The sequence below is a fragment of the Bacillus inaquosorum KCTC 13429 genome (assembly GCF_000332645.1).
In the GTDB taxonomy this organism is placed as follows: Bacteria; Bacillota; Bacilli; order Bacillales; family Bacillaceae; genus Bacillus; species Bacillus inaquosorum.
The window spans coordinates 314,832-340,109 of the sequence record NZ_AMXN01000004.1; the positions used below are offsets into that span (position 1 = coordinate 314,832).

The following is a 25,278-nucleotide window of genomic DNA, read 5'->3' on the forward strand; positions in this document are numbered from 1 at the left end:
ACCTCTTGATGAATAATTAATTATAAAAATGAATTTTTATACTTTCATACCGAAAAAAAATTACTGGTTTACAGCGGAATGATGAGTGATTGCCTGTTTCAGCTTGCTGACAGCTTCTGCTATTTCATCCTTTGTCACGGTGAGCGGCGGCAGCAGCCGAATGACGTTCGGGCCGGCCGGCAATACAAGCAAGCCTAATGTCTGCAATTCAGTAATAATGTCAGCAACCGGACCATCACACTCAATTCCAAGCATTAATCCTTTCCCGCGTATTTGTTTGACAAACGGGCTCTTTAGCTCAGCCTCAAGCTGTTCTTTTAAAAATGTCCCTTTGTCAGCAGCCTCTTGCAGAAAGTCAGGCTGGAATACAATTTGCAATGTGGCATTCACAGCAGCCATCGCCAACATATTTCCTCCGAAAGTCGTTCCGTGAGAACCAGGGGTAAACGCTTCTCCCAGCTGTTTCTTTCCGATGACAGCGCCGACTGGAAAGCCGTTTCCCAATCCTTTTGCGGCTGTGATGATATCCGGCGAGAGTCCGAAGTGCTCGTATGCGAAGCCCTTTCCCGTCCGTCCGATGCCGGTCTGTATTTCATCAACGATCAGAAGAGCTTTCTTTTCCTTGCAAAACGACTGTACAGCTGTTAAAAATTCAACGCTCGCCGGATTGACTCCGCCTTCTCCCTGCACTGTCTCAAGCATCACCGCGGCAATGCCGTCTTCCTCCCTAAGAGCCTCAAAGGCGGAAGGATCGTTGTATGGCAAGTAATGAAAACCTTCCAGCATCGGGCCGAAACCTGTTTTGATTTTATCCTGTCCGGTCGCAGCCATCCCTGCATACGTGCGTCCATGAAACGACTGAAGAAAAGTGATGATTTTCGTTTTTCCAGTTGCTTTTCGGGCGAGCTTGATCGCGCCTTCATTCGCTTCCGCACCGCTGTTGCAGAAAAAAACGAGATCTCCCGCACTGTGCGCCGCCAGCTTCTGTGCCGCTTGCTCCTGTAGACTGTTTTGAAACAGGTTGGATACGTGCCATACGCTGTCGAGCTGTTTTTTGACTGCTTCTGTGACCGCTTCATGGCAGTGGCCTAGGTTAGATACCGCAATCCCCTGAATGAAATCGAGGTACTTTTTGCCGTTTTGATCCTCAACGTACGTCCCCTTTGCTTTTTTGATATCAATATCCCAGCGGCCGTAGGTTTGAAATAAGCTGCTCATGAAACAGCCTCCTTTGCTTTGACGATTTTTGTTCCTTGAAAGGTTTGGTCTGTGAAGAATGATCCTTTTCCGTTTACAATCATGACTTCAGACACCTGATCTGATAAAGCCGACAAGGCTGAATTGACCTTCGGAATCATTCCCCCTGTGATTACTTCCTGTTTGATCAGCACTTGAACCTCCTCAGGGGTCAGGACGTCGAGACGCTGCTTTTCCTTCATGATCCCATCGACATCAGTGACGAACATCAGCTTATCAGCTTCAAGCGCTCCGGCGACTGCTGAAGCAGCCAGATCGGCATTCACATTCAGCGTCTTGCAGTCACTCGTCATAGACAGCGGCGCAATAACAGGAATGATGCCCTTTTCCATCAGCGCGTTCACCATGGATGCATCGACCTTTTTGATTTCTCCGACTTCCCCGTATGTTTCCGGATCGAGATAATCCGCCTCCAAAAGACCGCCGTCTTTACCAGAGATGCCTGCGGCTCGCAGTCCGTGTTTGGCAAGCTCGGCAACGAAAAATTTGTTAACAGAACCGGATAAAACCATTTCAGCCACTTCCAGCACCGGCTTCGTTGTTTTTCGCTGCCCTCCCGAAAACTCGGTTTTGATATTTAACCGTTTCAACATATTTGTGATTTCCGGGCCGCCGCCGTGCACGATCGCCAGTTTCCATCCTGACGCCATCAGTTCTTTCAGGTTATGAAAAAATTCCTCCGACAGCTCACGGATGACACTTCCCCCACATTTAAAAACGATTGTTTTCTTCATTGCGCTCCCCTTTATTACGTGCGATAGCTCGCGTTAATTTTGATATAGTCGTAGGTCAGGTCACAGCCCCACGCTCTACCGTTCCCGTCACCTTCATCCATCTTGATGACAATGGTGATTTCATCTCCTTCAAGGTATTCCTTGGCGAGAGATTCAGAGAATGGCTGGGGTTCATTATGCTTAAACAGGCATTGGCCCCCGAGATAAACCTCTACTTGTTCTGCCGTCACCTGAGCTGCGCTGTGTCCGATGGCTCCGATAATGCGTCCCCAGTTGGCATCTGTTCCGTAGACCGCCGTTTTCACGAGACTTGAGCCGACAATTTTTTTGGCAATCACGTTTGCATCAAGATTGTTTTTTGCACCTTGCACTTGCGCTTCGATTAGCTTAGTCGCGCCTTCTCCGTCTCTGGCAATCTCTTTAGCCAAGTCCTCGCAAGTCAGCAAGAGCGCTTTTTTAAAGACCGGCCAGTCTGGATGATCTTCCGTCAGGCACTCATTTTCCGCGCAGCCGTTTGCCATGACCAAGACCATGTCGTTCGTGGATGTTTCACCGTCAACTGTGATTTGGTTAAATGAAACGTCAGTGATTTCGCGAAGCGCCTTTTGCAGCGCTTTTTCTTCGATTGCCGCATCTGTTGTCACAAACCCCAGCATCGTTGCCATGTTCGGGTGAATCATTCCGGAGCCTTTAGCCGCTCCGCCGATCGTGACTGTTTCGCCGCCGATTGTCAGCTCATAGCACGTCTGCTTGATCACCGTATCGGTTGTTAAAATCGCTTCCTCAAAATCTCCTGATCCCGCAGGTGTTTGTGTCAGCAGCTCGATGCCTGCCTGAATCTTTTCCATGTCTAAATGTTCGCCGATGACGCCCGTTGATGAAACAGCGACAAGCTCCGGCTCAATGCCAAGCTGTGAAGCAAGGCTCTCCCGCATTGCGTATGCATCCTTTAAGCCCTGTTCTCCCGTGCAGGCATTGGCAATGGCGCTGTTGACGATGACGGCTTTCAATGCTGATCCATGCTTTAAGCTGTCTTGTGTGACTTTGATCGGAGCAGCCTGAAAATGGCTTTGGGTATAAACTGCGGCACTTACTGCCGGTGTCTCGCTGATAATGACGCCGAGGTCTTTTTTCGAGTAGCGCAGCCCGCAATGCACACCCTTTGCCTGAAACCCTTTTGGCGAGGATACATCACCTGTTACTTTTACAATTTGATCTTCACTTAACTGAATCATGGTTCGATTCTCTCCCGTTCTATGGATAAATTGGCGTCATGGTGAGACCGGTCTCTTCATTCCAGCCATTCATCAAATTAAAGTTTTGCACAGCCTGACCGGCGGCACCCTTCATTAAATTATCGATTACCGAGACGATCGTGACTCTGTTCGTTCTCTCGTCGAGGGTAACAGCGATATCACAGAAATTGCTGCCGTACACTTCCTTCGTTTGCGGATATTGCCCTTTTGGCCTTACTCTCACAAAATATGAATCTTGGTAAAATTCCGAATATAAATCATGCAGGTCATCTGCCGATAGATCAGAAGTTGTTAATTGCGTATACATCGTCGCCATGATGCCCCTTGTCATCGGAACCAAGTGAGCCGAAAATGTAATAGGCCCGAGCCCCGGCTGCCATTCATTCAGCGCCTGTTCAATTTCCGGCGTGTGCTGATGTTCATTGACTTTATAAATTTTAAAATTGTCGTTCAGCTCTGAAAAATGAGTTCCCATAGATGCTTTTCTTCCCGCCCCGGAAACACCGGTCTTCGCGTCAACGATAACGAAAGACTCATTGAGCAGTTTCTTTCGAGCCAATGGCGCGAGGCCGAGCAAAACAGCAGTTGGAAAACAGCCCGGATTAGCGATGAGTTTCGCCTGTTGAATTTGCTTTTGATTCAGTTCCGCCAGGCCGTAAACCGCCTCATGAATCACTTTCTTCGGTGCCGCTGTCCGTTTATACCACTTTTCATATTCAGCCGGCTCTTGTATCCTCAGATCACCTGACAGATCAATAACCGGAATTCCCGCATCTGCCAGCTGCGGAGTCAATTCACTTGATACCCCGGGCGGCGCAGCAAGAAACATGATATCTATTTCGTGTTTGATCGTATTCATATCAATGGGCTTCAGCTTCTGATCGGCTAAGCCGGTAAGATGAGGATAAACCTCGCTATAGACATTCCCTTCACCGCTGGATGAATAAAGTATACATTCCTCTGCATGAGGGTGATGCGAGAGAATCCTGACAAGTTCGGTGCCTCCATAACCTGTAGCGCCTACAATTCCTATTTTCAAAACAAGTTCACCTTCTTGGTCTTTGTGAAATTATTTAACATTATAACATGAATAAAAATTAATTCAATCGTATATTTAATATTTTTATTCATTTGTAAATTTTCTGTTCAATAAAAAATTCGCTCTGAAAAAATGGCGCTATTGCAGCAGAAAACGTTGATCTCCCGCTTTTCTCAACCGCATAAAAAAACAGGCTGACGCGGTCAGCCTGTTTTCATCATCATTAATCCGCTCAAGAAATAAAGAATAGAGCTTGCATAAAAAATCATTTGTACCGTAAAAAAGTCGGCGAGAAAGCCGCCGAGCATAATGGCTGCCGCTGAAAAGACAGCCGTCCAAAAATGATAATTCCCAATCTTCTTTCCGCGCTCTCCGCTGTCTGTAAAATCGGCGATCAACACTTTTTCTCCATGCTTCTGCATCGCCCCAAAGAGCCCTAACAGCACTTGGACGATATACACTTGAACGATGCTTCCGATATGCGGGACATACAAAAGCAGCACAGCCATGCCCCAAGAGTTCGCAAGCAGAAAATAGCGGCTGTCGAGCCTTTCAGACAGCCGTCCGAGCAGCGGATAAATGAGCGCCCCGCTCAGCCCGAACAATCCGTAGGAAAAACCGAACTGTGTGTAGCTTGAGCCGATGTTTTTCACAAACAGAATATAAAACGGAAAGATTAAGCTGCTTGCGAAAAACACGCTGCTTTGTGATAATGTCAGCCATTTTAATTTGTTTTTCCCCATTATTTATACCTCTGATAAAAATAATTCATAAAGCGCTCATCCGGATCATACATACGTTTTTTCTGAAAAAACGCTTCGCTTTTCGGATACGCCTGCCTCATTTGCGCTTTTGTCTGATAAGTCATATACGGCAGATAATAGCTGCCGCCGTGCTTGATGGCAGCGTCGGTCATGCGCCTGATGATCCGGGCAGTGTCTGCCTGGTCTTCTTTTGAAAAGCCTTCGTTTATTAAAAGCACGAGCGAAAACATATCATCCTTCGCATAAGAAAGGTCGGCTTTTTCATTTTTCTGCACGTAGCGGAGCGTAATGTTCAGCAGGTTCAAGTCCTCGGCCGACAGCGTTTGTCTCAGGTCGTCAATATAGGACGCATACTCCTTTACCGGCACAAAGTATTCTTGCAGGACATCTGTGTTGTCATTGTTTTCATATTCGAGAAATTTTGATTCGGACCGCATGACGTTATTGCGTGAGATCATTGTGCCGTTTTGGCTCAGGAAATAGGATTGCTGCGTGTCCCACAGCCAATTTCTGCCCCATTCATACCGTCTTGACAAACCGAGTGCAAACTTTGTGACTCCCGTATACTCGTCTTTTTTAAGATCGCTGTATGATGACAGCTCATCCTGATGATCAGCCAATACGTAATTCGTGACATACATGTCTTTCAGAAATCCTTTTTTCCCTGTTGAAATTCGCGCCAAATGCATTCGGACATCCGGATCGCCTTTTACGTGCTTTGTAAAATAGTCTGCGTATGCGCTGTAATTCATTTTTTCAGTCTGCATGACATACAGCTCATCATCCGTCAGCTCAAGCGTTACATCAAGAATCACGCCGAAAAGACCGTATCCTCCGATGACTGCCGTAAACAAATCATCTTTTGGAGTGACGGTGACGATCATTCCGTCCGCTTTTAAAAGCCGAAATGATTTGACTGTATCAATCAGCGAGCCGTAGCGGATATCACGTCCGTGGGCATTGGCGCTGAGAGATCCCCCAATTGTAAAAATATTTTGTGACTGCATGACTTTTACCGCGAGTCCGTATGGATTCACGTATTTCTGGATGTCATTCCACGTCGCACCGCTTTGCACTTTGATGGTTTTCTTCTCTTGATCGAGTGACAGGATTTTGTTGTAGCCTGTCATGTCGAGAACGATGCCGTCCTCATAATATGTATGGCCGCCCATGGAGTGCTGGGCCCCGGCGATTGAGATCTTTATGTTTTTTCGATTTGCTTCTTCTACCGTGTCAATGAGCGTTTCCTCTTCCTGCCCTTTCACTGTCTGCTTAATTTTCACAGGCATCAGGCGGCTGACATCCGTCATCTCGCTTGTGTCTGTTTTTTGATCTGAATGCACAGAGTACGCAAACAGGGCCGCATACGCGCCTGTACAAAGCGCGAATGCAAGCAATTTCTTTTTCATGGCGCTCTCCCTGCTGTTTTTTTATGACCATTATACCATGTCTGCGTCCTCATTTTTCCAGATTATCTTCTTGCCCGTTTTTCGGCACGGCGGTCGGCGACGATAAAGCAGGCATGAATCGCGCCCGGCAGCCAAAAGATACAGGTCAATATGAGATTCAGCAATGCCTGAAACGGTTTTCCCGAAAACAAAACAGCGAGCGGCGGGCATAGGACAGCAAGCAAGTACATCATTTCCTTTCACTCCTTTCAGCTGTAAAAAAGACAGCCTCACATGTCAGGCTGTCCTCTTTTGTTTTGTTTTATTGAATGCCAAGCGCGATTTTCGCGTATCTGGACATTTTATCTCTTGTCCAAGGCGGATTCCACACAATGTGAACCTCCGTCTCTTTTACTTCCGGAATGTCCGCTAACGCTTTTTTCACTTCATCAACGATAATTGGCGCTAAAGGGCAGCCCATTGATGTCAGTGTCATCGTCACGTGCGTTAAGCCGTCTTCATCCATGTCAACATCGTATACCAAACCAAGGTTCACGATATCAACGCCAAGCTCAGGATCGACAACCTGTTCCAGGGCGCCCATAATGTTTTCTTTTAATGCCTCTTCCATGTTCCCTCACTCCTTTTTTTCTACAGTATAACGTAAATTCAGCTCTTGTTAATAACTTAGTGCTTTATAAGTACATATCAAACCATTCAATCGTTTTTAACACAGCTGTCCGCGGGACTTTATGGTCGGCGTGCTCATCTCCGATAAATTGGAGGCGTTCCGGCTGCTCGCTATAGTGGGATTTGATCGTGTCATAAAATTTCCGGGTCGGCGCGTAAGGCACGACTTTATCTTTTACGCCGTGCCAAAATAATAGCGGGCGCTGGCGCAGTTTCTCCGGCTGAAGGCTGAGATCACGCAATTCAAGACGCTCCATCAGCTCCTGCACCTTTTCTTCCGGCACATCGATCTCAATGCCCTGAGATTGAATATGGTCAATCTGCTGCTGAAACAGTTCCACGTAATTCGGGCTCCCCATCAGACTGACGCCGGCTTTTATCCAATCATAAGCAGTCAATGCGCCAAGCGTTGTGATGCCGCCCATCGACGTGCCTGCAAGCCCGATGCGGCCGCCGTCTATCAGGCCCTCTTTTTCAAAATGAGTTTTGAGTACGCCGATCTCTTCAATCTCGTTGAGAACAATGTCCCAAAAATGGCCGGCGAGCTCTTCAACAGCCATTTGCTCTCCCCGTTCGCCATGGTGCAGAGCCTCCGGCAGTACAGCTCTGAAGCCCTTCTCCGCAAGCAGGTAAGCAATATGAAGGTTGTGTTCCTTCGCGCTAGTAAAACCATGTATAAAGATCACAAGAGGAACAGCGCGGTGTCTGTTCTCTTCCTTTACAATATGTAAAAACGGAATACCGGAAACGGTTTGATTTTCAATTTGAATCACAATGTGCACCTCCTTAGGATAACCATAATCATAAGTGTAACATGTAGACAATAAAGATGGTAAAAAGCTACACTGTAATTAAGGCAAAACAAGCAAAATCTAAGGTAAAAGGAGCTTTTCATGGAGACAAAACCTTATCTAATCGCATTAGACTTAGATGGAACGCTATTAAAGGATGATAAAACCATATCAGAAAACACCCTTCAGATCATACAGCGCCTAAAAGATGACGGGCATTATGTCTGTATCGCGACGGGTCGTCCGTATCGTTCAAGTTCCATGTACTACCAGCAGATGGAGCTGACAACGCCGATTGTCAATTTTAACGGAGCGTTTGTCCATCATCCGCAGGACGACAGCTGGGGACGGTATCATACCTCGCTGCCGCTTGATGTTGTCAAACAGCTAGTGGATATCAGCGAGAACTACAACGTACATAATGTGCTTGCTGAAGTCATTGACGACGTGTACTTTCATTACCATGATGAGCACCTGATTGATGCCTTTAACATGAACACAACGAAGGTGACGGTCGGAGACTTGCGGGAAAATCTCGGTGAGGATGTTACATCCGTACTCATTCACGCAAAAGAAGAAGATGTTCCGGCAATACGCTCCTATTTATCGGATGTGCATGCCGAGGTGATCGATCATAGAAGATGGGCCGCGCCGTGGCACGTCATTGAAATTATTAAAAGCGGCATGAACAAAGCGGTCGGCCTGCAGAAAATCAGCGATTATTACGGCGTGCCAAGGGAACGGATCATTGCTTTTGGCGATGAGGATAACGATTTAGAGATGCTTGAATTCGCCGGCTGCGGCGTTGCCATGGGAAATGGAATTGATGCTGTCAAGCAGATTGCAAACCGAACAACAGCTGCAAATGAAGAAGACGGCGTGGCAAGGTTTTTGAAAGAATATTTCTCCCTTTAAAGGCCGGTCCGTATTAATTTTTCCCACTCATAAACCTTACTTCGCCCCACCATACTATTGAAGACGACTCATCTCGTCAAAGTATGGAAGGGGGCAGTCTCAAAATGGGTAAACGAAGCAAATCCAGAAGGTTTATTCAGCAGGGTAAAGACTCCATCGGGCTACACGCCGCTAGATTTCCATATCGGTCTACATTAGAAGAAGCTCACCAGCATGCCGCGGCACGAGACTCGGCCGAAAGACAGGTTGAATATTAAATGAGAAACGAACTGTTTCAGCAGGCAAAATCATTTGTTCAACAGGCTGTCATGGTGACAAACGGCTTTGAGGAAGGCGATCAGGAGCAAGCGATTCTGAGAGCCAAAAACGCTGTGTCTTCTGCGTATGCCAACTCGACAGATGCGGAACGTCGCCAGCTCCATCAATTTCAGGATCAGCTGGACAAACTTCAATAAAAAAAGGCTATGGCGATTCGCCATAGCCTCTTATTTGACTTCAAACTGCTGAACAGCCTGAACCTGCTTCAGATTCTCCGCTCTGCCCTTAAATGTCACCTTCACCTCGTAGGTTCCGGGCTCAGGGACTTCCTTCCACACATCAGAGAAATCATATGTTTCTCCAGGCTCAAGCGTCAGGTTTTGAAAAGCCTGCGTAAACATTTTGTCTTTCGAATAACGGTATCTTTCTTTGTTCTCAGAATCATACACGACAAGTTCAAATTTTTGTCCTGTGCTGAATTGAAACTCGACAGCACGTTCGCTTTGGTTCTTCAGCGACATGTTAAACTTGATTTGTTCAGGCTCCTGAATTGCGTCAACAGATAAAACAACCTCTTGATTCTCCATTCCGCCTGATACCTCCTTATCGGGTTCTGTCTGCTCATCTTTCCCGCAGCCTATCAAAAGCAGCACGGGCAGGAGCATCACAAGCAGCCGTTTCACGACTTCCACCTGCTTTCGTCAGTCTTTTCTAAAGAAACCAAAAATCCCAGTCGTTTGAACAATGTTCGTAAATGCTTTCGGATCAACTTCTTTGACGATCTTCTCTAAATCGTACAGTTCATACCTTGTGATGACGATAATCATCATTTCTTTCTGTTCGTTCGTAAAGGCGCCTTTGGCCGGAACAGTTGTGATGCCGCGCACCATTTTTCCGTAAATGGCTTCTTTGATTTCGTCCGCTTTTTTCGTCACGATCATTGCCGTAAGCTTCATGTGGCGGGTGTGAATAGCGTCGATCACCCTCGTTGTCACATACAGTGTAACCAGGGTATATAATGCTTTCTCCCAACCTTGCAATAATCCTGCCGTCAAGATGATAATCCCGTTCAGAATGAAGAAATACGTGCCGACGGGTTTATCCTTCCACTTTGCAAGCACCATGGCGACGATATCAAGCCCGCCTGTCGAAGCGCCGTATTTTAATGTTAAGCCAATACCGACAGCGGAAATGACGCCGCCGAACACCGCGTTCAGCAAAATGTCATGCGATAAGCTTGTTTCCGGCAGGATCCCCATAAACACAGTAGTCAGTGCGACACTTAGAATGCTGTACACCGTAAACGATTTGCCGACCTTCAGCCACCCTAAAATACCGACCGGAATGTTTAAGAGGAACAAGAGCGTTCCTGTCGATATGTAAAAGGGGGCGTATTGCACAATGACGCTTGATAAAAGCTGGGCGACACCCGTAAATCCGCTGGCATATACATCTGCCGGAATCAAAAATAAGTTCAGCCCGGCCGCATTGAGTAAAGCGCCGATGATGACGATGAGTAATTTTTTTGTTTGATCTAGAACCATGGCATGTTCCTCCGCTCTTTCTTCTTTATTATGTTTTCCCTTAAAACAAATATTTGAACACGATTTTGGCAAATTAATATGATATAGTTGGCTTAACTCTCTTGATAACGAACGATAACGGAAAGAAGGGAAGCAATATGACAGTTCATCTCATCGCTGACAGCGCCGCCGATCTGCCCCGTTCTTATTTTGAAGAAAACGGCATCGGCTTTATTCCGCTCAGAGTTTCTCTCGGAGATAAAGAATTCGAAGATGCAGTCACGATTGATGCGGATCAAATATTTGATGCGATGCAAAATGGAGAAACGCCTAAGACGTCCCAAGCCTCACCGCAAGCGATTAAAAATGTGTTTTTGCATTATGCCGAAACAGGTGATCCCGCTCTTTACATTGCCTTTTCCTCAGGCCTCTCAGGCACGTATCAGACGGCTGTGATGATCGCCAATGAAGTGAAGGAGGAATTCCCCGATTTCGATTTGCGGGTCATTGATTCCAAATGTGCTTCATTAGGATACGGTTTGGCCGTCCGGCATGCCACCGATCTCTGTATCAACGGGAATACAATACAAGAAATTGAAACGTCTGTAAAGAACTTTTGTGAACAGCTTGAGCACATTTTTACCGTGGATGATCTCACGTATCTTGCAAGAGGCGGCCGCATCTCAAAAACATCCGCTTTTGTCGGCGGTCTGCTGAATATTAAACCGCTGCTTCAGATGGAGGACGGCAAGCTTGTGCCTCTGGAAAAAATCCGCGGACAGAAAAAACTTTTCAAACGGATCATCGAACTCATGAAAGAGCGCGGTGATGATTGGAGCAATCAAACCGTAGGGATCAGCTACGCCGCGAACGAAGAAAAAGCCACTGACATGAAACACTTGATTGAAGATGAGTTTAAGCCGAAAGAGATCATCATGCATTCGATCGGTTCTGCGATCGGCTCGCACGCCGGCCCCGGCACATTAGCGATATTCTTTTTAAGAAAATAAGCAAACAAAAACAGTCAGACTCATATGTCCTGACTGTTTTTGTTTGCTTATTGAATTTTTAAGAAAATAAGCAAACAAAAACAGTCAGACTCATATGTCCTGACTGTTTTTGTTTGCTTATTGAATTCCGACAGCTTTATACGCTTTTTCGACTGAAGCGGATTGCTTCGAGCCTTCACCGTATAAATCATTGGCCGCTTCGATTGCCGCTTGCTTCATCATGCTGAAATCTGTAGACGCCGTTACATAATATGTTAAAGCCCGATAGTAAATTTGTTCACATGCTTCACGCCCAATCCCTTCAACCTGTACATCGTGGTGCACGCCTCCTTCTGCCAGAAGGTAAGCTGCTTTATTGTGGATGGACGAATTGATATGGACTCCGCCATAATCCTCTGTTCCTGTGTAACGGTTCGAGTAATGATCGGGATTTCCCTGCTTGGATGGGTCCTCTAATGATCGTAATGAGTCTCCCGCAATATCCGGGGTATAGACATCCTCGCCGATTTCCCAATCATCACGGTCTGCCATCGCCCCCATAATGTCGGAAATGGACTCGTTTAATGCACCGGGTTCTCCTTGATATAAGAGACCGGCGGAATACTGCGTGACTGCGTGTGTGATTTCATGTGCGACAATGTCGAGCGATCCGGACAGCGGCTTAAATGTTGAGCCGTCTCCATCACCGTATACCATCTGCACACCGTTCCACGCCGCATTGTTCCACTGTTTGCCGACATGCACGGTAGACGTAATCCTTGCTCCGTTTTGATCAAAAGAATCACGGCTAAATGTCTTGCTGTAATAATCGTAAACGGCTTGCGCATTTGCATGCGCGTCTACAGCCGCCGGTTCTTTAAATACAGATGTGCCGCTGACTATTTCTTTGCCCGTATACCCGATCAATTGAGACAAAAGCGTAAACAAGGTTTCATTCAGGTTCTCCGCGTCAAACGTATTGATCCCTTTTCCCCTTGTTTCGTCCGCCAAATAAAAGCGCCCATTCTGTTCAGTGACTTCAAAGCTTTTTTCATCGCCTGAGACGCCGATTCCTGTACCTGCCGCTTCATGAATGGCGTTAAAAGACTCAATAACCTTTCCATTTTTGGCATCGATGAAATAATGCCAATAGCCAGGCTCAGGTTCAGATGTCGAGATTCTCACAAGGTAGGCAAGATCATATGCCCCGTCGTGCGGATAGATATATAATTCGCCTTTCGGTTCCCCGTCAATATATTCGATTTTCCCTATGGAAGCCTCGAGCTCACGCCGCGCTGTATGTATTGCTTTTTCTTCAGAAATGGACGGTGTGACGGATACGTTTTTTATTTGCGGATGCACCTTTCCAAAGAAACTTTTCACCTGTTTGTTTTCCTTCATTGCGACCGCTTGTTCAAAGCCGTAAATCGGAATTCCTTTGTAAACTTCCGTTAATTTAAAAAACGTTTGTTTTGTCTTTGGATCCTTTATTGTTTTTGAAATGCGAAAATGGCTGTTCGCATCCCCTTTGAGCTTAAAATGCGTTTGATGCTTGTTAAGATAGGAAAATAGCGATTCTTTTTGGGTTGTGTTTTGTGCTTGCTTCGGTGATGACTTTTCGATGATGTATGAAGGGGTTTGATACGCATTGTCATATTTGATGCTTTGATCAGCTGAGGCCTGTGTTACAAAAACCATTTGGGCCGCCGTGCATAAGCCGGCCAGCAATAGAGACGTCTTGGCTAGGTTGCGCAAAACACCACATCCTTCCTATTTTGGAATCTATCATTTTTCTTCATCCTATCAAAAAAATAAACACTTGTATGTGGTGCTTCGTTCTTATTTTCCCAAAAAAGAAGGGCAGAGATATTTCACTCTGCCCTTCTTTTTCTACTCTACTAATTTTTTATTGACATAAATAATAACCCCTGCTCCATATGCCAAAATAAGCGGCGGAATGAGCTGCTCCTGGCCTTGAAACGAGATAAAGCTATTCAGCAAAATGAACAAACCGGAATTCAAGAAAAAGTAGCCTGCTATTCTGGCCAGCCGATCTTTATCCCGGATACGGGCCTCATTAAATCCGGCCAGCATCCACGTTTGTTTTTTGATCCCGACAAAATAGGCAACTACAAAGAATAAAAGCGCGATGACTATTAACAGATAATTGATGCCGATTTCCATATTTGAGCCTCCTACAACATTACTTGACGTTTAGAAAAAGAAAAAAAGCGGCGCAGCTTACTGCAATCAGCAGCAGGACGACGGATGCATTGAGGAACGGCTGCAAAAGAAGCAGCACAGCCAAAAACAGCAAATAAGCCGCACCGACTCGCGAAATCGTGACAATCTCCTTTTGAGAGCGCAATTTGTTTTTTCTGACGCCAGCAAACATCATCAGTTTTTTCCGCTTCCACACATATCCGGCGAGCACCGTTAAATAAACAACCAGCGGCAGATGTCTGTAATCGGGCGGCAGCAGCGGCAGGGCGATAATCGCGGCAATGAGAAGGACCGAAAGCCAGCTTTTGCCCAATAAAGACCCCCTCCTTTTCATCTCTCCCCCATCATCCCTCATCGCTTCGGCAAGCTCCTTCGGATGAGAAAATTCGGTTTCAACAGCTTCCTGCAGTTCCTCTTCACTAAGGCCGGCTTTGATTCTGTCTTGTACAAAAGCGGTTATATGTCCCTTTAATTCGCAGATGGCGTTTTCTCTCTCTACATCAGGCATATTCGCCAGCTCTGCATTTAGTTCCTCCATGTACCTGTCAATGATGTGCTGTGCATTCATAGCAAATCCTCCGATAAAGACAGTAAGGCTTGATGGGTTTCCAGGTATTTCTCCAGCCGTTCTTTTAACATTTCTTCTCCTTTTTGCGTCATTTTGTAATACTTTCTTTTCGGGCCGTCCAATGAATCCTCCCAAAAAAATTCGATCCATCCCTTCTCGGTCATTCGTTTCAGAATCGGATAAATCGCTCCCTCTGAAATAGCCAGTGCCGAGGTTGTTTTTAAGGATGACGTCAGCTCATAACCGTACATCGGTTTAGAGCGCAGCAGGGAAAGGATGGCCAGCTCGAAAATCCCTTTTCGAAATTGAACAATCCAGCGGTCATTAACTTGATTCGTTTTCATAGTTTAAATATATCGAAAAAACCACTATATATCAATCACATATAGCAGTGAAAAAGGTCCTGTTTTTCCATTTAACAAAAATGGAATTTCTCATACTTTTTAACCTTTTTATTACATAAATGTTTTTATATTATGAAAAGGGAAAAAACGATTCTTGAGGTTAAAAGGAGCAGTCGAATGCAGAAATCGATATCATTTTTCGTCATTTTTTCAGTCCTTTGGGGCTCGTTATTTCTGTTTTCTATTATTGGCAGCTTAGGGACAACCCCTATTCCGCTGACAAAGGACGCCAAATTTCTCATGTCCAGCGTCATTCCTCAGGGCTGGGGCTTTTTCAGCAAAAATCCGCGTGATACTGCGATCGGATTATATGAGGATGGAGATGCCAGCGCCAAGGTCAGATGGCCCAATATGAGGGCTGATAATCTATTCGGCCTGTATCGGTATGGGAGATCTCAAGGCGTTGAAATGGGCGTCATCTACAGCCAAGTCGGCAAGGAACAGTGGACAGCATGTAAAGAAAAGGACCTCGGCGCCTGCAAAAGCAAAGCCAAAACCGTGCAATTAAAAACACCCGCTCCCCGCCCGCTACTTTGCGGCAGCTACTTTTTGACGAAAGAGGATATTGTTCCTTGGAGCTATTCTAAATACACCCCTTCGTCTTATCAGGTAAAAAGCATAGTCAAGGTTGTGATCTCATGCTCGAAAACATAAAACAGACCATCACCGGATGGGACGAAAGAAACCCGTGGACAAATGTATACGGCCTCGCGCGAAGCATCATTGCGCTATCCAGCCTGCTGACGCTGCTCGTCAATCATCCGAGCCTCATCATGAAGCCAGCGAGCGGAATCAGCAGTTATCCTGCTTGTAAAATGAATCTCAGCCTCTTTTGCCTCGGCGAAAATAACTATATGATGTTAAATCTTCTCAGATGGGTCTGCATTGTCATTCTGGTGCTTGTCGTGATTGGCTGGCGCCCCAGAATCACCGGGGTTCTCCATTGGTATGTGAGTTACAGCCTACAGTCATCGTTAATCGTCATCGACGGAGGCGAGCAGGCAGCAGCTGTCATGACCTTTTTATTGCTCCCCATCACGCTGACCGATCCGAGAAAATGGCATTGGAGCACGAGTCCTCTAAAGGACAAAAGAACACTTGGAAAAATTACAGCTTTTATTTCTTATTTTGTGATCAGAATCCAAGTGGCGGTGCTTTATTTTCATTCTACCGTCGCTAAGCTGTCTCAGCAGGAATGGGTGGACGGAACAGCCGTCTATTATTTCGCCCAGGAAAAAACCATCGGCTTTAACGGCTTTTTTCAGGCGTTAACGAAGCCGTTTGTGACAAGTCCGTTCGTGGTGATTCCGACATGGGGGACGCTGTTGGTTCAGATTGTCATCTTTGCGGCGCTGTTCGCGCCGAAGAAGCATTGGAGATTGATTTTGATCATCGCTGTTTTTATGCATGAGATTTTTGCAGTCATGCTGGGCCTCATCAGTTTCTCGCTTATCATGGCCGGCATTTTGATATTGTATCTCACTCCTATCGATTCCACGATTCAATTTACATATATTCGAAGACTGTTGTGGAATAAAAAACAAAAGAAGGGAGAGGTTTCAGTTTGAAGAAGGCGTTTCTAGTGTTTTTGTCGGTTGTATTGGTGACGACTGTGTTTTTGGTGAAGCAGCAAGAAAGTGTGGCACAGGCAAAGCAGCTCGAGTATTCAGGTGAGGAAATTTTTAAAGGGTTTGTATTTGCTCAGGGGGAAGTAGGCAAACAGCTTCCAGAGGTCTTCAATAAAGCCATGACTGACAAACTCAACACAAAAGAGGCAAAGGCATTTGCCAATCAGGTTGTTGCTGATATTAAAAAAGAGGATGCTGACTTCTTTGATAACCTGAAGAAAGCTGTTTACAGCAAAGATGCATTGAAAGTGGATGAACTGCTGAAAAAAGCGGGTCAAATCGTTGAAGAAAAAGTGGAAGCCGCAAAGGAAATCGCCGCTTCCAAGGATGATACGTCCAGAGTTCAGGCCGAGCTCGTCAACACGGTCGATACCGCTAACTATTTCTATTATGTTTCTTATGTTGCTGCAGCCGGTGCCCTGATTCTGATCATTCTTGCCATTGATATTACGCCGATTGCGATTTCAGACAATGTCGATCGCGAAATGGCAATCAGAACGCTGGTTGATGAATTAAACTAGAAATAAAAAAGGCTCGCTCTGCAGTCCTGCTGCAGGCGAGCCTTTTTTATGCTATTTTTTCTCGTATGTCCATCCGTCTTCCTGATACACTTTTCCGTTTTTCATCAAATGGCCGAGCGCGCGTTTAAAGGCGGCCTTGCTCATGTTAAAACGTTCTCTGATATCGTCAGGCTGGCTTTTGTCGCTGTACGGCATGGCGCCGTTTCTTGTTCTCATATACGTCAGAATGTACTCAGCATCAACAGACATTGCATCCTGTTTTCTCGGAAGCAGCGACATGTTGACTGAACCGTCTTCTTTGACTTGAATCACCCGTCCCGTGACTCTTGAGCCGAGTCTTGGCTCCTCTTTTCTTTCTGAAGGATGGATAAACCCGCGTATACCGTCGTCCGTGATGACGAATGAACCTGTTGCGATCAGTCTGTACACCGTACCTGTCAGCTCTTTATTCATCATATCTTCTGTGGCGTCGGTAAACAGGTCGCTGATGATATCTTCCGGCGCTGGTTTCGCGAACATGCGTCCCCGGTTTGTCACCTTCAGCATACAGTAAAGCTTATCCCCTTTTTGCGGCCAGACATCTTCGTACGGAGGCAAATGCTCGGTTGCGACAAGCGCGTCCTTAGATAAACCGACATCAACGAAAACGCCCATATCTTCCACTGTATCCACCACTTCGACCCAGCCATACTCATCAGCGCTGATGACCGGAATTTTCATCGTGGCCGCAAGCCTTTCCTGCTGATCGACGTATATAAAGACCTCTACTTCATCTCTGTCCTCGATATCCTCAGTTATTTCACTGTTATGTAAGAGAATCGTGTCTTCTCCGTCGGTTAAAAAGTAACCGAAGTCAGTTTGGTGATCTATACTCAAGGTTAATTGCTGCCCTGGTCTCATGCTATCGTCCTTCCTGTTCCGCTTATTTTTCTGCGGATTCTGTTAACATTTTTTCCAATCATCACAAATTGATTCTTTGTTCTGTTGGAAGTTTCTCTTTATTCTACTATAATCAACACATAAGTTAAATGTTATGGAGGTTTTCATATGGCAAAAGAAAGTTCATTTGATATTGTATCTAAGGTGGAATTGCCTGAAGTGCAAAACGCGATCCAAATCGCATTGAAGGAAATCAGCACACGCTATGACTTTAAAGGAAGCAAAAGCGATATTTCTTTAGATAAAGAGGAGCTTGTCCTCGTTTCTGATGACGAATTCAAATTAAGCCAGCTGAAAGATGTGCTGGTCAGTAAATTAATTAAACGAAATGTACCGACAAAAAACATTGATTACGGCAAGGTTGAAAACGCATCAGGGGGAACGGTACGCCAGCGCGCAAAGCTTGTTCAAGGCATCGACAAAGACAACGCCAAAAAAATCAATACGATCATCAAAAACTCCGGACTGAAAGTAAAGTCTCAGGTGCAGGATGATCAAGTGCGCGTCACTGGAAAAAACAAGGATGACCTGCAGCAGATTATTACAGCTGTGCGGGGTGCAGATCTGCCGATTGACGTTCAATTTATAAATTTCAGATAAATTTTCTGAATCCTATTGATTATTGTCTTTATTTTCGGTAAATTTGGAGAAAGGGAAAAAGCCCGGCATCTTTTGGCATTTCCTGAATACGAAAACTTCATATCCGTTCTTATCAAGAGAAGCAGAGGGACTGGCCCGACGAAGCTTCAGCAACCGGTGTAAATGGCGATCAGCCATGACCAAGGTGCTAAATCCAGCAAGCTCGAACAGCTTGGAAGATAAGAAGAGACAAAATCACTGACAAAGTCTTCTTCTTAAGAGGACTTTTTTTATTTCTCTTTTTTCCTTGCTGAATGTGAATAAAGGAGGCAGACAATGGGACTTTTAGAAGATTTGCAAAAACAGGTGTTAATCGGTGACGGCGCCATGGGGACGCTCCTCTACTCCTATGGCATTGACAGGTGTTTTGAGGAGCTCAACATTTCGAAGCCGGAGGAAATTCAGCGCATACATAAAGCGTACGTTGAGGCAGGAGCCAACATTATTCAAACGAATACGTACGGGGCCAATTATATTAAATTATCGAGACACGGCCTTGAGGATGACATTAAAAAAATGAATCAAGAGGCAGTAAAAATCGCGCGGGCTTCAGCAGGCGATGCGTACGTGCTTGGGACGATGGGCGGCATCCGCACATTTAATAAAAACGCGTACAGCCTTGACGAAATCAAACGCAGCTTTCGCGAGCAGCTGTACCTGCTGCTGCATGAAGAACCGGATGGCTTGCTGTTAGAAACGTATTATGATTTGGAAGAAGCCCGTGAAGTGCTGAAAATTGCGCGCAAAGAGACTAGCCTTCCGATTATGCTCAATGTATCGATGCACGAGCAAGGCGTACTGCAGGACGGAACGCCGCTTTCTGAAGCATTGCGATCGATTGCGGATCTCGGGGCTGATATCGTCGGCATTAACTGCCGGCTCGGCCCTTATCACATGATTGAAGCGCTCAGCGAAGTGCCGATTTTTGATGACGTGTTCTTATCAGTTTATCCGAACAGCAGTCTTCCTTCGCTTGAAGAGGGACGGCTCGTCTATGAAACAGATGACACGTATTTTCAAAACAGTGCATCAGAATTTCGCAAACAAGGCGCACGGATTATCGGCGGCTGCTGCGGCACCACACCGAATCACATCCGGGCGATGGCGGAAGCAGTTGGCGGGCTGGCTCCGATTACGGAAAAAGTAGTCAAAACCCGGGCGAAGGAATTCATTTCCGTTCAGCACGAGCGGACAGAGCCCGGCCTGAATGAGATCGCGGCGGAAAAACGCTCCATCATCGTAGAGCTGGACCCGCCGAAAAAATTGAGTTTTGACAAATTTCTGTCCGCTGCTGCCGAATTAAAAGAAGCGGGAATTGATGCCCTGACGCTCGCTGACAATTCACTGGCTACCCCGCGGATCAGCAATGTTGCCTGCGGCGCCCTTGTGAAGCAGCAGCTCGATATGCGGTCCCTTGTCCATATTACGTGCCGTGACCGAAATATTATCGGCTTACAGTCACATTTAATGGGCCTTGATACATTAGGGCTGAATGACGTGCTGGTCATTACGGGTGATCCTTCTAAAATCGGGGATTTTCCGGGTGCAACGTCTGTTTATGATTTAACATCCTTTGATTTAATCAGGCTGATCAAACAGTTCAATGAAGGACTGTCCCTGTCTGGAAAGCCGCTTGGCAAGAAAACGAATTTCTCAGTCGCCGCTGCATTTAATCCGAACGTCCGACATCTGGATAAAGCGGTAAAACGGCTGGAGAAAAAAATAGATTGCGGGGCCGATTATTTTGTTTCACAACCTGTCTATTCCGAGCAGCAGCTTGTCGATATCCATAACGAAACAAAGCATCTGAAGACGCCGATCTATATCGGCATTATGCCGCTCACAAGCAGCCGAAATGCTGAATTCATCCACAATGAAATTCCGGGCATTAAGCTGTCTGACTCTATTCGCGAAACAATGGCCCTCGCCGGTGAAGATAAAGAGAAGCAAAAAGCGGAAGGCCTTGCGATTGCCCGCTCCCTGCTGGACACGGCATGCGAGCTGTTTAACGGCATCTACTTGATTACGCCTTTTCTCAGATCTGACTTAACCGCTGAGCTCACTTCGTATATCCAGCAAAAAGATGAGCAGCGCCAAAATATCTATTTGCATTAATACCTAGATGACTGCCTGAGCCAATCGGGCGGTCTTTTTTTACCGCATTCGTGTTACGATATAAAAAATCGGTTTATGAGGAGGAACATCATGCTCGAAGTTAAAACCATTTCCGCGGAAGATACATACGAAATCCGGCACCGTATCCTGCGCCCCCATCAATCCATCGAACAATGCAAATATGAACAGGATCATGCGGAAGGCTCTTTTCATCTCGGCGCGTTTTTTGAAGGAACACTGATCAGCATTGCTTCTTTCTCCCCTCAAAATCAGCCATTATTAACGGAATCCCCTGCGTATCGGCTGAGAGGCATGGCGACGCTTGAGGGATATCGCGATCAAAAAGCCGGGAGCATGCTGATCAAACACGCGGAGCAGAAACTGGCAGAGAAAGGCGTGCAAGCGGTCTGGTGCAATGCAAGACAACATGTCAAAGGCTACTACGCAAAGCTTGGCTGGGAAGAACGCGGCGAACCGTTTGAGATTCCCGGCATTGGCACTCATATCGTCATGTGCAAAAAACTCGGAACAAGCAGGTGATCTTATGGACGTAATGGATGAGCTGATTGAGCATCATGAAGAACATGTCCCCGGCTTATTGCGGCTTTGCAGGCAGGCCGGGTGGCCGGATTATGGTGAACAAGAGCTGGTACTGCTGGTCCAGCAAGGGCGCTTTTTCGGTTATCAAAACATCCGCGGGGAGATCATCTCCTGCATCGGCTTGTTTTTGTTTGGCCGTCTTGCTTCTATCGGCCTCGTCATCGTCGACAAAGAATACAAACGGCTCGGTCTCGGGCGACGGATGGTAAACGCGTGTATCACCCAAACGGATAAAAGCACCGCCATCAGGCTTTGCGCTACAAAAGAAGGTTTGCCGCTTTATGAAAAAGCAGGTTTTCATAAAGCGGGTTCAGTCCGAAAGTACAGCTGCCACAGTTTTCAACCTTTTGCAAAGCACCTTGACGCTGAACTGACGTCCTTTAGAGAACAAGACTTTCAAGACTTAGCAGCAGCGGATCTGGCAGCTTTTGGCGGAGATCGATCAAACCTTCTTCAGCAGCTTATTTCCACTTCGGAAGAATGTGTCATCATCAGAAACAAGAAGGGACAGCTGATTGGCTACGGCCTGTCTGTACAGACACCGGCCAATCTGAAATTCGGCCCCATCGTCGCTCCATCATCAGACATTGCTGCACGAATAATCAACAGGCTGGCCGCCGGCAAACAAAGTCCGATGCGAATCGATATACCGGGTGAACACACATCTCTTCATGACAGACTGATTGAAATGGGATTTCACGCAGACGCAGAGCTGCCGCTTATGCTTTACCAGAAAAAGAGGCTTCCTGACCAAAATGGACACCTATATTCGTTAATTTCACAGGCACTCGGTTAACCCTCCTTTTTCCCGAACAGGTATTTTCTGTTCGGTTTTTTGCTGTCTGAACGTTGAATAAACGAAGCCAGCAGGGACATTCTAAGCAGAAGAAAAGGAGTGTGCTCTGAGATGGAATCATCAAAACAAAATAATGGAATGACGATTGTTGCAATCGGTTCAATCCCTTTAATATTAACACTTGGAAACTCGATGCTTATTCCGATTTTGCCAAAAATGAAATCTGAACTTCATTTATCACAATTTCAAGTCAGTCTCGTGATCACAGTATTTTCCTTGATTGCGGCGTTTGCCATTCCGATTGTCGGTTATCTCGCTGACAGATTCTCAAGGAAAATCATCATTATCCCTTGCTTAATTTTGTACGGTGCCGGCGGCTTATTAGCCGGGTTTGCGGCGGGTTTTTTTGATAATGCATACCCTTGGATCATGGCAGGACGAGCGCTTCAGGGAATCGGGGCAGCCGGGACCGGCCCGATTGCGATGGCACTGACGGGAGATCTGTTTAAAGGCGCCCAGGAAAGCAAGGTGCTCGGCCTCGTTGAAGCTTCAAACGGCATGGGGAAAGTGCTTTCGCCAATCATCGGCTCGCTTATCGCCCTGCTTGTCTGGTATGGCGCGTTTTTTGCCTTCCCGGTGTTTTGTATCATTTCGATTGTGCTGACGTGGATTTTTATTAAAGAAAAGAAAAAGGAAAAAGAACCGCCCCCGATCGGAAAATATGCGAAAGGGCTGTTAAGTGTTTTTAAACATGAAGGCAGATGGCTGTTTACCGCTTATTTAGCAGGGGCAACTTGTTTGTTTACTTTATTCGGCATCCTGTTTTATCTATCAGATGTCTTAGAAAAAACATACGATACCGACGGCGTCAAAAAAGGCTTGATTTTGGCAATCCCGCTTTTGGTTATGTGTGTGACATCTTATACAACCGGAAGCAAAATCGGCCAAAAGCAATCATTAATGAAAAAGCTGATCGTACTCGGATTGGCGTTTATGACTATTTCTTATGCGGCATTGTCTTTCATTGAGAATCTTGTGCTCTTTATCAGCGTTCTCGTGCTGAGCAGTATAGGCTCCGGCCTTGTCCTTCCTTGTGTGAACAGTTTTATTACCGGAGCTGTCGGCAAAGAAAGACGGGGATTTGTGACCTCGCTGTACGGATCGGTTCGTTTCTTAGGGGTTGCCATCGGGCCTCCGATTTTCGGCCGCCTGATGCAATGGTCCAGACCCGGCATGTTTTTGAGCATTGCGGGATTGACGCTTGTTGTCGGCATTCTCGTGATGTTGCTGATCCATGTGAATCAAAACAAAGAAGAAACAAAAGAAAAAGAAGATCCTAAAATGGCTGGCAATCGGCTTCAGCCAGCTGAGGAAAGGTAGCATCCCATTTGAAAATCGAACGGGTTGAGACCTTTCCGCTTTTGCATCGATTAGAAGAGCCGTACGGCGACGCAAACGGGTTTAAACGATATCGAACTTGCTATCTCATCAGAATTGTCACAGAAAGCGGGATGGACGGCTGGGGAGAGTGCGTTGATTGGCTCCCGGCTCTCCATGTCGGTTTTACCAAACGGATCATCCCGTACCTTGTAGGAAAACAGGCCGGCAGCCGACTGCCATTAGTGCGCACGATTCAAAAATGGCATCAACGGGCGGCCTCTGCTGTGAGCATGGCGCTGACAGAGATTGCGGCCAAAGCTGCGGATTGTTCAGTTTGCGAACTATGGGGCGGGCGGTACAGAGAAGAGATTCCTGTATACGCCTCTTTTCAATCGTATTCTGAACAGCCGCAATGGATCAGCCATTCGGTTTCCAGTGTCGAAACCCAATTAAACAAGGGCTTTAAGCAAATTAAAGTCAAAATCGGCGGGACTTCATTTGAGGAAGATGTCCGTCACATCAATGCCCTGCAGCATACGGCCGGCAGCTCCATTACGATGATTCTGGACGCAAACCAAAGCTACGACGCCGCAGCCGCTTTGAAATGGGAACGCTATTTCTCAACATGGACGAACATCGGCTGGCTTGAAGAGCCTTTGCCCTTTGATCAGCAGCAGGATTACGCTTTGCTGCGCAGCCGTTTATCTGTTCCTGTTGCCGGTGGAGAAAATATGAAAGGCGCGGCACAATTTGTGCCTCTCCTTTCACAGCGGTGTTTGGATATCATTCAGCCCGATGTCATGCATGTCAACGGAATTGATGAATTTCGGGACTGCCTCCAGCTCGCACGTTATTTCGGCGTTAGAGCGTCCGCCCATGCATATGATGGTTCTCTTTCACGGCTCTACGCTTTATTTGCGCAAGCCTGTCTGCCTCCGTGGTCTAAAATGGAGAACGATCAAATTGAACCGATCGAGTGGGACGTCATGAAGAATCCTTTTACAGATCTCGTCAGCCTTCAGCCTTCAAAAGGAGCGGTTCACATCCCGAAAGGAAAAGGCATTGGAACAGAAATCAATATGGAGATCGTCAATCGCTACAAGTGGGATGGCTCAGCATATTAAACTGGGCCATTTCTTTATTTGCAGACATAAATAATGGACAGCCTCATAAAATGGAAACAGCGGACAAGTCTTTTCATAAAGGAGTAAATGACTTAATGGCTGAACTGCTGACGAAAGCAAAACTCACGTTTATGATTGTCGTAGGAGGCGTACTGCAGGGACTCGGCATGTCCTTGTTTTTATTTCCGCATGATATTCCGACAGGCGGGGCAGCAGGTATTGCGGTGCTGTTGCATTATCTGTTTCAAATTCCCCATGGCTTTTCAGTGTGGGCTGTGAATGTGTCGATGCTTTTTACCGCTTTAAAATGGCTGGAAATGAGAACATTCACCGGCACCCTCGCTTCGATTACCGTCACCTCTGTATCGGTATTAATCTTTGATGCGATTTTTCCGGATATCACATCAAACCTGTGGCTTGATCTGGCAAGCGGCGCTGTGTTATTGGGACTCGGCATCGGACTTTTATACAAATACAAAATTTCAAACGGAGGATTTGGAGCCCTTGCGCTGATGATTTCCATTTACCGTGGCGGGAATCCCGGAACAATCCTGCTCATCATGAATTGCATCATTTTTATGGTGACCGCGTCTATTATTGCATGGGGCATCGTCATTCAAGCCCTGATATGCCAAGTGATATCGACAAGAGTCATCGACTTCATCTATAACATCCGTCTGACTTCACTCCCCTATCTCACGCCTATGTACCGCCATAAAAAATAATAGGCAGAGGCT

29 protein-coding genes, 1 pseudogene and 1 riboswitch are annotated in these 25,278 nt (G+C 46.3%); of the genes and pseudogenes, 14 read left to right on the forward strand and 16 right to left on the reverse strand.

Annotated elements, in window-relative coordinates; all coding sequences use genetic code 11:
• Positions 1–60: 60 nt before the first annotated feature.
• The 9 genes from argD to BSI_RS08980 form a co-directional block, all read right to left on the reverse strand.
• Entirely contained in the window at positions 61–1,218 is a 1,158-nt protein-coding gene (gene argD, locus BSI_RS09020; RefSeq protein ID WP_003239327.1) for an acetylornithine transaminase, read from the reverse strand.
• Positions 1,215–1,991, reverse strand: coding sequence for an acetylglutamate kinase (argB, locus tag BSI_RS09015; RefSeq protein ID WP_003239329.1), 777 nt, complete (start codon positions 1,989–1,991; stop codon positions 1,215–1,217). The genes argD and argB overlap by 4 nt, the downstream gene beginning before the upstream one ends.
• Before the next feature lie 14 nt (positions 1,992–2,005).
• Positions 2,006–3,226, reverse strand: a complete 1,221-nt coding sequence (gene argJ, locus BSI_RS09010) for a bifunctional ornithine acetyltransferase/N-acetylglutamate synthase (RefSeq protein WP_003239331.1) — start codon at positions 3,224–3,226, stop codon at positions 2,006–2,008.
• Positions 3,227–3,245: 19 nt separating this feature from the next.
• Positions 3,246–4,286: an N-acetyl-gamma-glutamyl-phosphate reductase gene (gene argC, locus BSI_RS09005; protein ID WP_003239333.1), complete on the reverse strand. Its 1,041-nt coding sequence runs from the start codon at positions 4,284–4,286 to the stop codon at positions 3,246–3,248.
• Positions 4,287–4,489: 203 nt separating this feature from the next.
• Entirely contained in the window at positions 4,490–5,029 is a 540-nt protein-coding gene (locus BSI_RS09000; protein WP_003239335.1) for an MFS transporter, read from the reverse strand.
• Positions 5,029–6,459 (reverse strand): FAD-binding oxidoreductase, encoded by a 1,431-nt coding sequence (locus tag BSI_RS08995; protein ID WP_003239337.1) that lies wholly within the window; start codon positions 6,457–6,459, stop codon positions 5,029–5,031. The genes BSI_RS09000 and BSI_RS08995 overlap by 1 nt, the downstream gene beginning before the upstream one ends.
• A gap of 62 nt (positions 6,460–6,521) precedes the next feature.
• Positions 6,522–6,692 carry a YqaE/Pmp3 family membrane protein gene (locus BSI_RS08990; protein ID WP_003232996.1) on the reverse strand — a complete coding sequence of 57 codons (171 nt, stop codon included), beginning with the start codon at positions 6,690–6,692 and terminating at the stop codon, positions 6,522–6,524.
• Between the two features lie 68 nt (positions 6,693–6,760).
• On the reverse strand, positions 6,761–7,069 hold the full coding sequence (locus tag BSI_RS08985; protein ID WP_003224525.1) for a metal-sulfur cluster assembly factor: 309 nt from the start codon (positions 7,067–7,069) through the stop codon (positions 6,761–6,763).
• A gap of 64 nt (positions 7,070–7,133) precedes the next feature.
• Positions 7,134–7,901 carry a prolyl oligopeptidase family serine peptidase gene (locus BSI_RS08980; protein ID WP_003239341.1) on the reverse strand — a complete coding sequence of 256 codons (768 nt, stop codon included), beginning with the start codon at positions 7,899–7,901 and terminating at the stop codon, positions 7,134–7,136.
• A gap of 120 nt (positions 7,902–8,021) precedes the next feature.
• Here BSI_RS08980 and yitU point away from each other — a divergent pair, with 120 nt between their 5' ends.
• From yitU to BSI_RS08965, 3 genes are all read left to right on the forward strand, one after another.
• Positions 8,022–8,834 carry a 5-amino-6-(5-phospho-D-ribitylamino)uracil phosphatase YitU gene (gene yitU / locus BSI_RS08975; protein ID WP_003239343.1) on the forward strand — a complete coding sequence of 271 codons (813 nt, stop codon included), beginning with the start codon at positions 8,022–8,024 and terminating at the stop codon, positions 8,832–8,834.
• Positions 8,835–8,938: 104 nt separating this feature from the next.
• Positions 8,939–9,091 carry a hypothetical protein gene (locus BSI_RS22780; RefSeq protein WP_003239346.1) on the forward strand — a complete coding sequence of 51 codons (153 nt, stop codon included), beginning with the start codon at positions 8,939–8,941 and terminating at the stop codon, positions 9,089–9,091.
• Positions 9,092–9,289, forward strand: a complete 198-nt coding sequence (locus BSI_RS08965) for a DUF3813 domain-containing protein (RefSeq protein WP_003239348.1) — start codon at positions 9,092–9,094, stop codon at positions 9,287–9,289.
• A 30-nt stretch (positions 9,290–9,319) separates the two neighbouring features.
• Here the strand turns inward: BSI_RS08965 and BSI_RS08960 are convergent, their stop codons facing one another.
• Complete coding sequence (locus BSI_RS08960; RefSeq protein WP_003239350.1) at positions 9,320–9,775, reverse strand: BsuPI-related putative proteinase inhibitor; 456 nt, start codon at positions 9,773–9,775, stop codon at positions 9,320–9,322.
• 18 nt (positions 9,776–9,793) lie between these two features.
• The gene (locus tag BSI_RS08955) at positions 9,794–10,636 is read right to left on the reverse strand and encodes a YitT family protein (protein ID WP_003224514.1); all 843 of its coding nucleotides are present in this window, start codon (positions 10,634–10,636) and stop codon (positions 9,794–9,796) included.
• A gap of 137 nt (positions 10,637–10,773) precedes the next feature.
• Between BSI_RS08955 and BSI_RS08950 the strand changes: the two genes are divergently transcribed.
• On the forward strand, positions 10,774–11,625 hold the full coding sequence (locus BSI_RS08950; RefSeq protein ID WP_003239352.1) for a DegV family protein: 852 nt from the start codon (positions 10,774–10,776) through the stop codon (positions 11,623–11,625).
• A 117-nt stretch (positions 11,626–11,742) separates the two neighbouring features.
• Here the strand turns inward: BSI_RS08950 and nprB are convergent, their stop codons facing one another.
• The 4 genes from nprB to BSI_RS08930 all read right to left on the reverse strand — a co-directional run bounded on the left by nprB (position 11,743) and on the right by BSI_RS08930 (position 14,739).
• Positions 11,743–13,359, reverse strand: a complete 1,617-nt coding sequence (nprB, locus tag BSI_RS08945; RefSeq protein ID WP_003239354.1) for a neutral protease NprB — start codon at positions 13,357–13,359, stop codon at positions 11,743–11,745.
• 135 nt (positions 13,360–13,494) lie between these two features.
• A complete protein-coding gene (locus tag BSI_RS08940) occupies positions 13,495–13,788 on the reverse strand; it encodes a DUF3784 domain-containing protein (RefSeq protein WP_003239356.1) in 294 nt (97 codons plus the stop codon).
• A 19-nt stretch (positions 13,789–13,807) separates the two neighbouring features.
• A complete protein-coding gene (locus tag BSI_RS08935) occupies positions 13,808–14,395 on the reverse strand; it encodes an HAAS signaling domain-containing protein (protein WP_003239358.1) in 588 nt (195 codons plus the stop codon).
• Positions 14,392–14,739: a PadR family transcriptional regulator gene (locus tag BSI_RS08930; protein ID WP_003239360.1), complete on the reverse strand. Its 348-nt coding sequence runs from the start codon at positions 14,737–14,739 to the stop codon at positions 14,392–14,394. The genes BSI_RS08935 and BSI_RS08930 overlap by 4 nt, the downstream gene beginning before the upstream one ends.
• Positions 14,740–14,916: 177 nt before the next feature.
• Between BSI_RS08930 and BSI_RS08925 the strand changes: the two genes are divergently transcribed.
• The 3 genes from BSI_RS08925 to BSI_RS08915 are packed head-to-tail and all read left to right on the forward strand — an operon-like array spanning position 14,917 to position 16,948.
• Entirely contained in the window at positions 14,917–15,453 is a 537-nt protein-coding gene (locus BSI_RS08925) for an SdpA family antimicrobial peptide system protein (protein WP_003239361.1), read from the forward strand.
• Positions 15,438–16,367 carry a sporulation-delaying protein SdpB family protein gene (locus BSI_RS08920; protein WP_003239363.1) on the forward strand — a complete coding sequence of 310 codons (930 nt, stop codon included), beginning with the start codon at positions 15,438–15,440 and terminating at the stop codon, positions 16,365–16,367. The genes BSI_RS08925 and BSI_RS08920 overlap by 16 nt, the downstream gene beginning before the upstream one ends.
• Positions 16,364–16,948, forward strand: a complete 585-nt coding sequence (locus BSI_RS08915) for a sporulation delaying protein family toxin (protein WP_003239365.1) — start codon at positions 16,364–16,366, stop codon at positions 16,946–16,948. The genes BSI_RS08920 and BSI_RS08915 overlap by 4 nt, the downstream gene beginning before the upstream one ends.
• A 51-nt stretch (positions 16,949–16,999) precedes the next feature.
• Here BSI_RS08915 and BSI_RS08910 read toward each other — a convergent pair.
• Positions 17,000–17,897, reverse strand: a pseudogene (locus BSI_RS08910) (CvfB family protein).
• A gap of 98 nt (positions 17,898–17,995) precedes the next feature.
• Between BSI_RS08910 and BSI_RS08905 the strand changes: the two are divergent.
• The 7 genes from BSI_RS08905 to BSI_RS08875 all read left to right on the forward strand — a co-directional run bounded on the left by BSI_RS08905 (position 17,996) and on the right by BSI_RS08875 (position 25,266).
• On the forward strand, positions 17,996–18,487 hold the full coding sequence (locus BSI_RS08905; protein WP_003239368.1) for a YajQ family cyclic di-GMP-binding protein: 492 nt from the start codon (positions 17,996–17,998) through the stop codon (positions 18,485–18,487).
• 106 nt (positions 18,488–18,593) lie between these two features.
• A riboswitch (SAM riboswitch) is annotated at positions 18,594–18,712 on the forward strand.
• Positions 18,713–18,802: 90 nt separating this feature from the next.
• Positions 18,803–20,641 (forward strand): bifunctional homocysteine S-methyltransferase/methylenetetrahydrofolate reductase, encoded by a 1,839-nt coding sequence (locus BSI_RS08900; RefSeq protein ID WP_003239373.1) that lies wholly within the window; start codon positions 18,803–18,805, stop codon positions 20,639–20,641.
• A gap of 90 nt (positions 20,642–20,731) precedes the next feature.
• Complete coding sequence (locus tag BSI_RS08895; RefSeq protein WP_003239375.1) at positions 20,732–21,181, forward strand: GNAT family N-acetyltransferase; 450 nt, start codon at positions 20,732–20,734, stop codon at positions 21,179–21,181.
• Positions 21,182–21,185: 4 nt separating this feature from the next.
• Positions 21,186–22,037: a GNAT family N-acetyltransferase gene (locus BSI_RS08890; RefSeq protein WP_003239376.1), complete on the forward strand. Its 852-nt coding sequence runs from the start codon at positions 21,186–21,188 to the stop codon at positions 22,035–22,037.
• A gap of 111 nt (positions 22,038–22,148) precedes the next feature.
• On the forward strand, positions 22,149–23,417 hold the full coding sequence (locus BSI_RS08885; protein ID WP_003239377.1) for an MFS transporter: 1,269 nt from the start codon (positions 22,149–22,151) through the stop codon (positions 23,415–23,417).
• Between the two features lie 8 nt (positions 23,418–23,425).
• The gene (locus BSI_RS08880) at positions 23,426–24,541 is read left to right on the forward strand and encodes a mandelate racemase/muconate lactonizing enzyme family protein (RefSeq protein ID WP_003239378.1); all 1,116 of its coding nucleotides are present in this window, start codon (positions 23,426–23,428) and stop codon (positions 24,539–24,541) included.
• A gap of 95 nt (positions 24,542–24,636) precedes the next feature.
• Positions 24,637–25,266, forward strand: coding sequence for a YitT family protein (locus BSI_RS08875; protein WP_029316808.1), 630 nt, complete (start codon positions 24,637–24,639; stop codon positions 25,264–25,266).
• Positions 25,267–25,278: the final 12 nt, after the last annotated feature.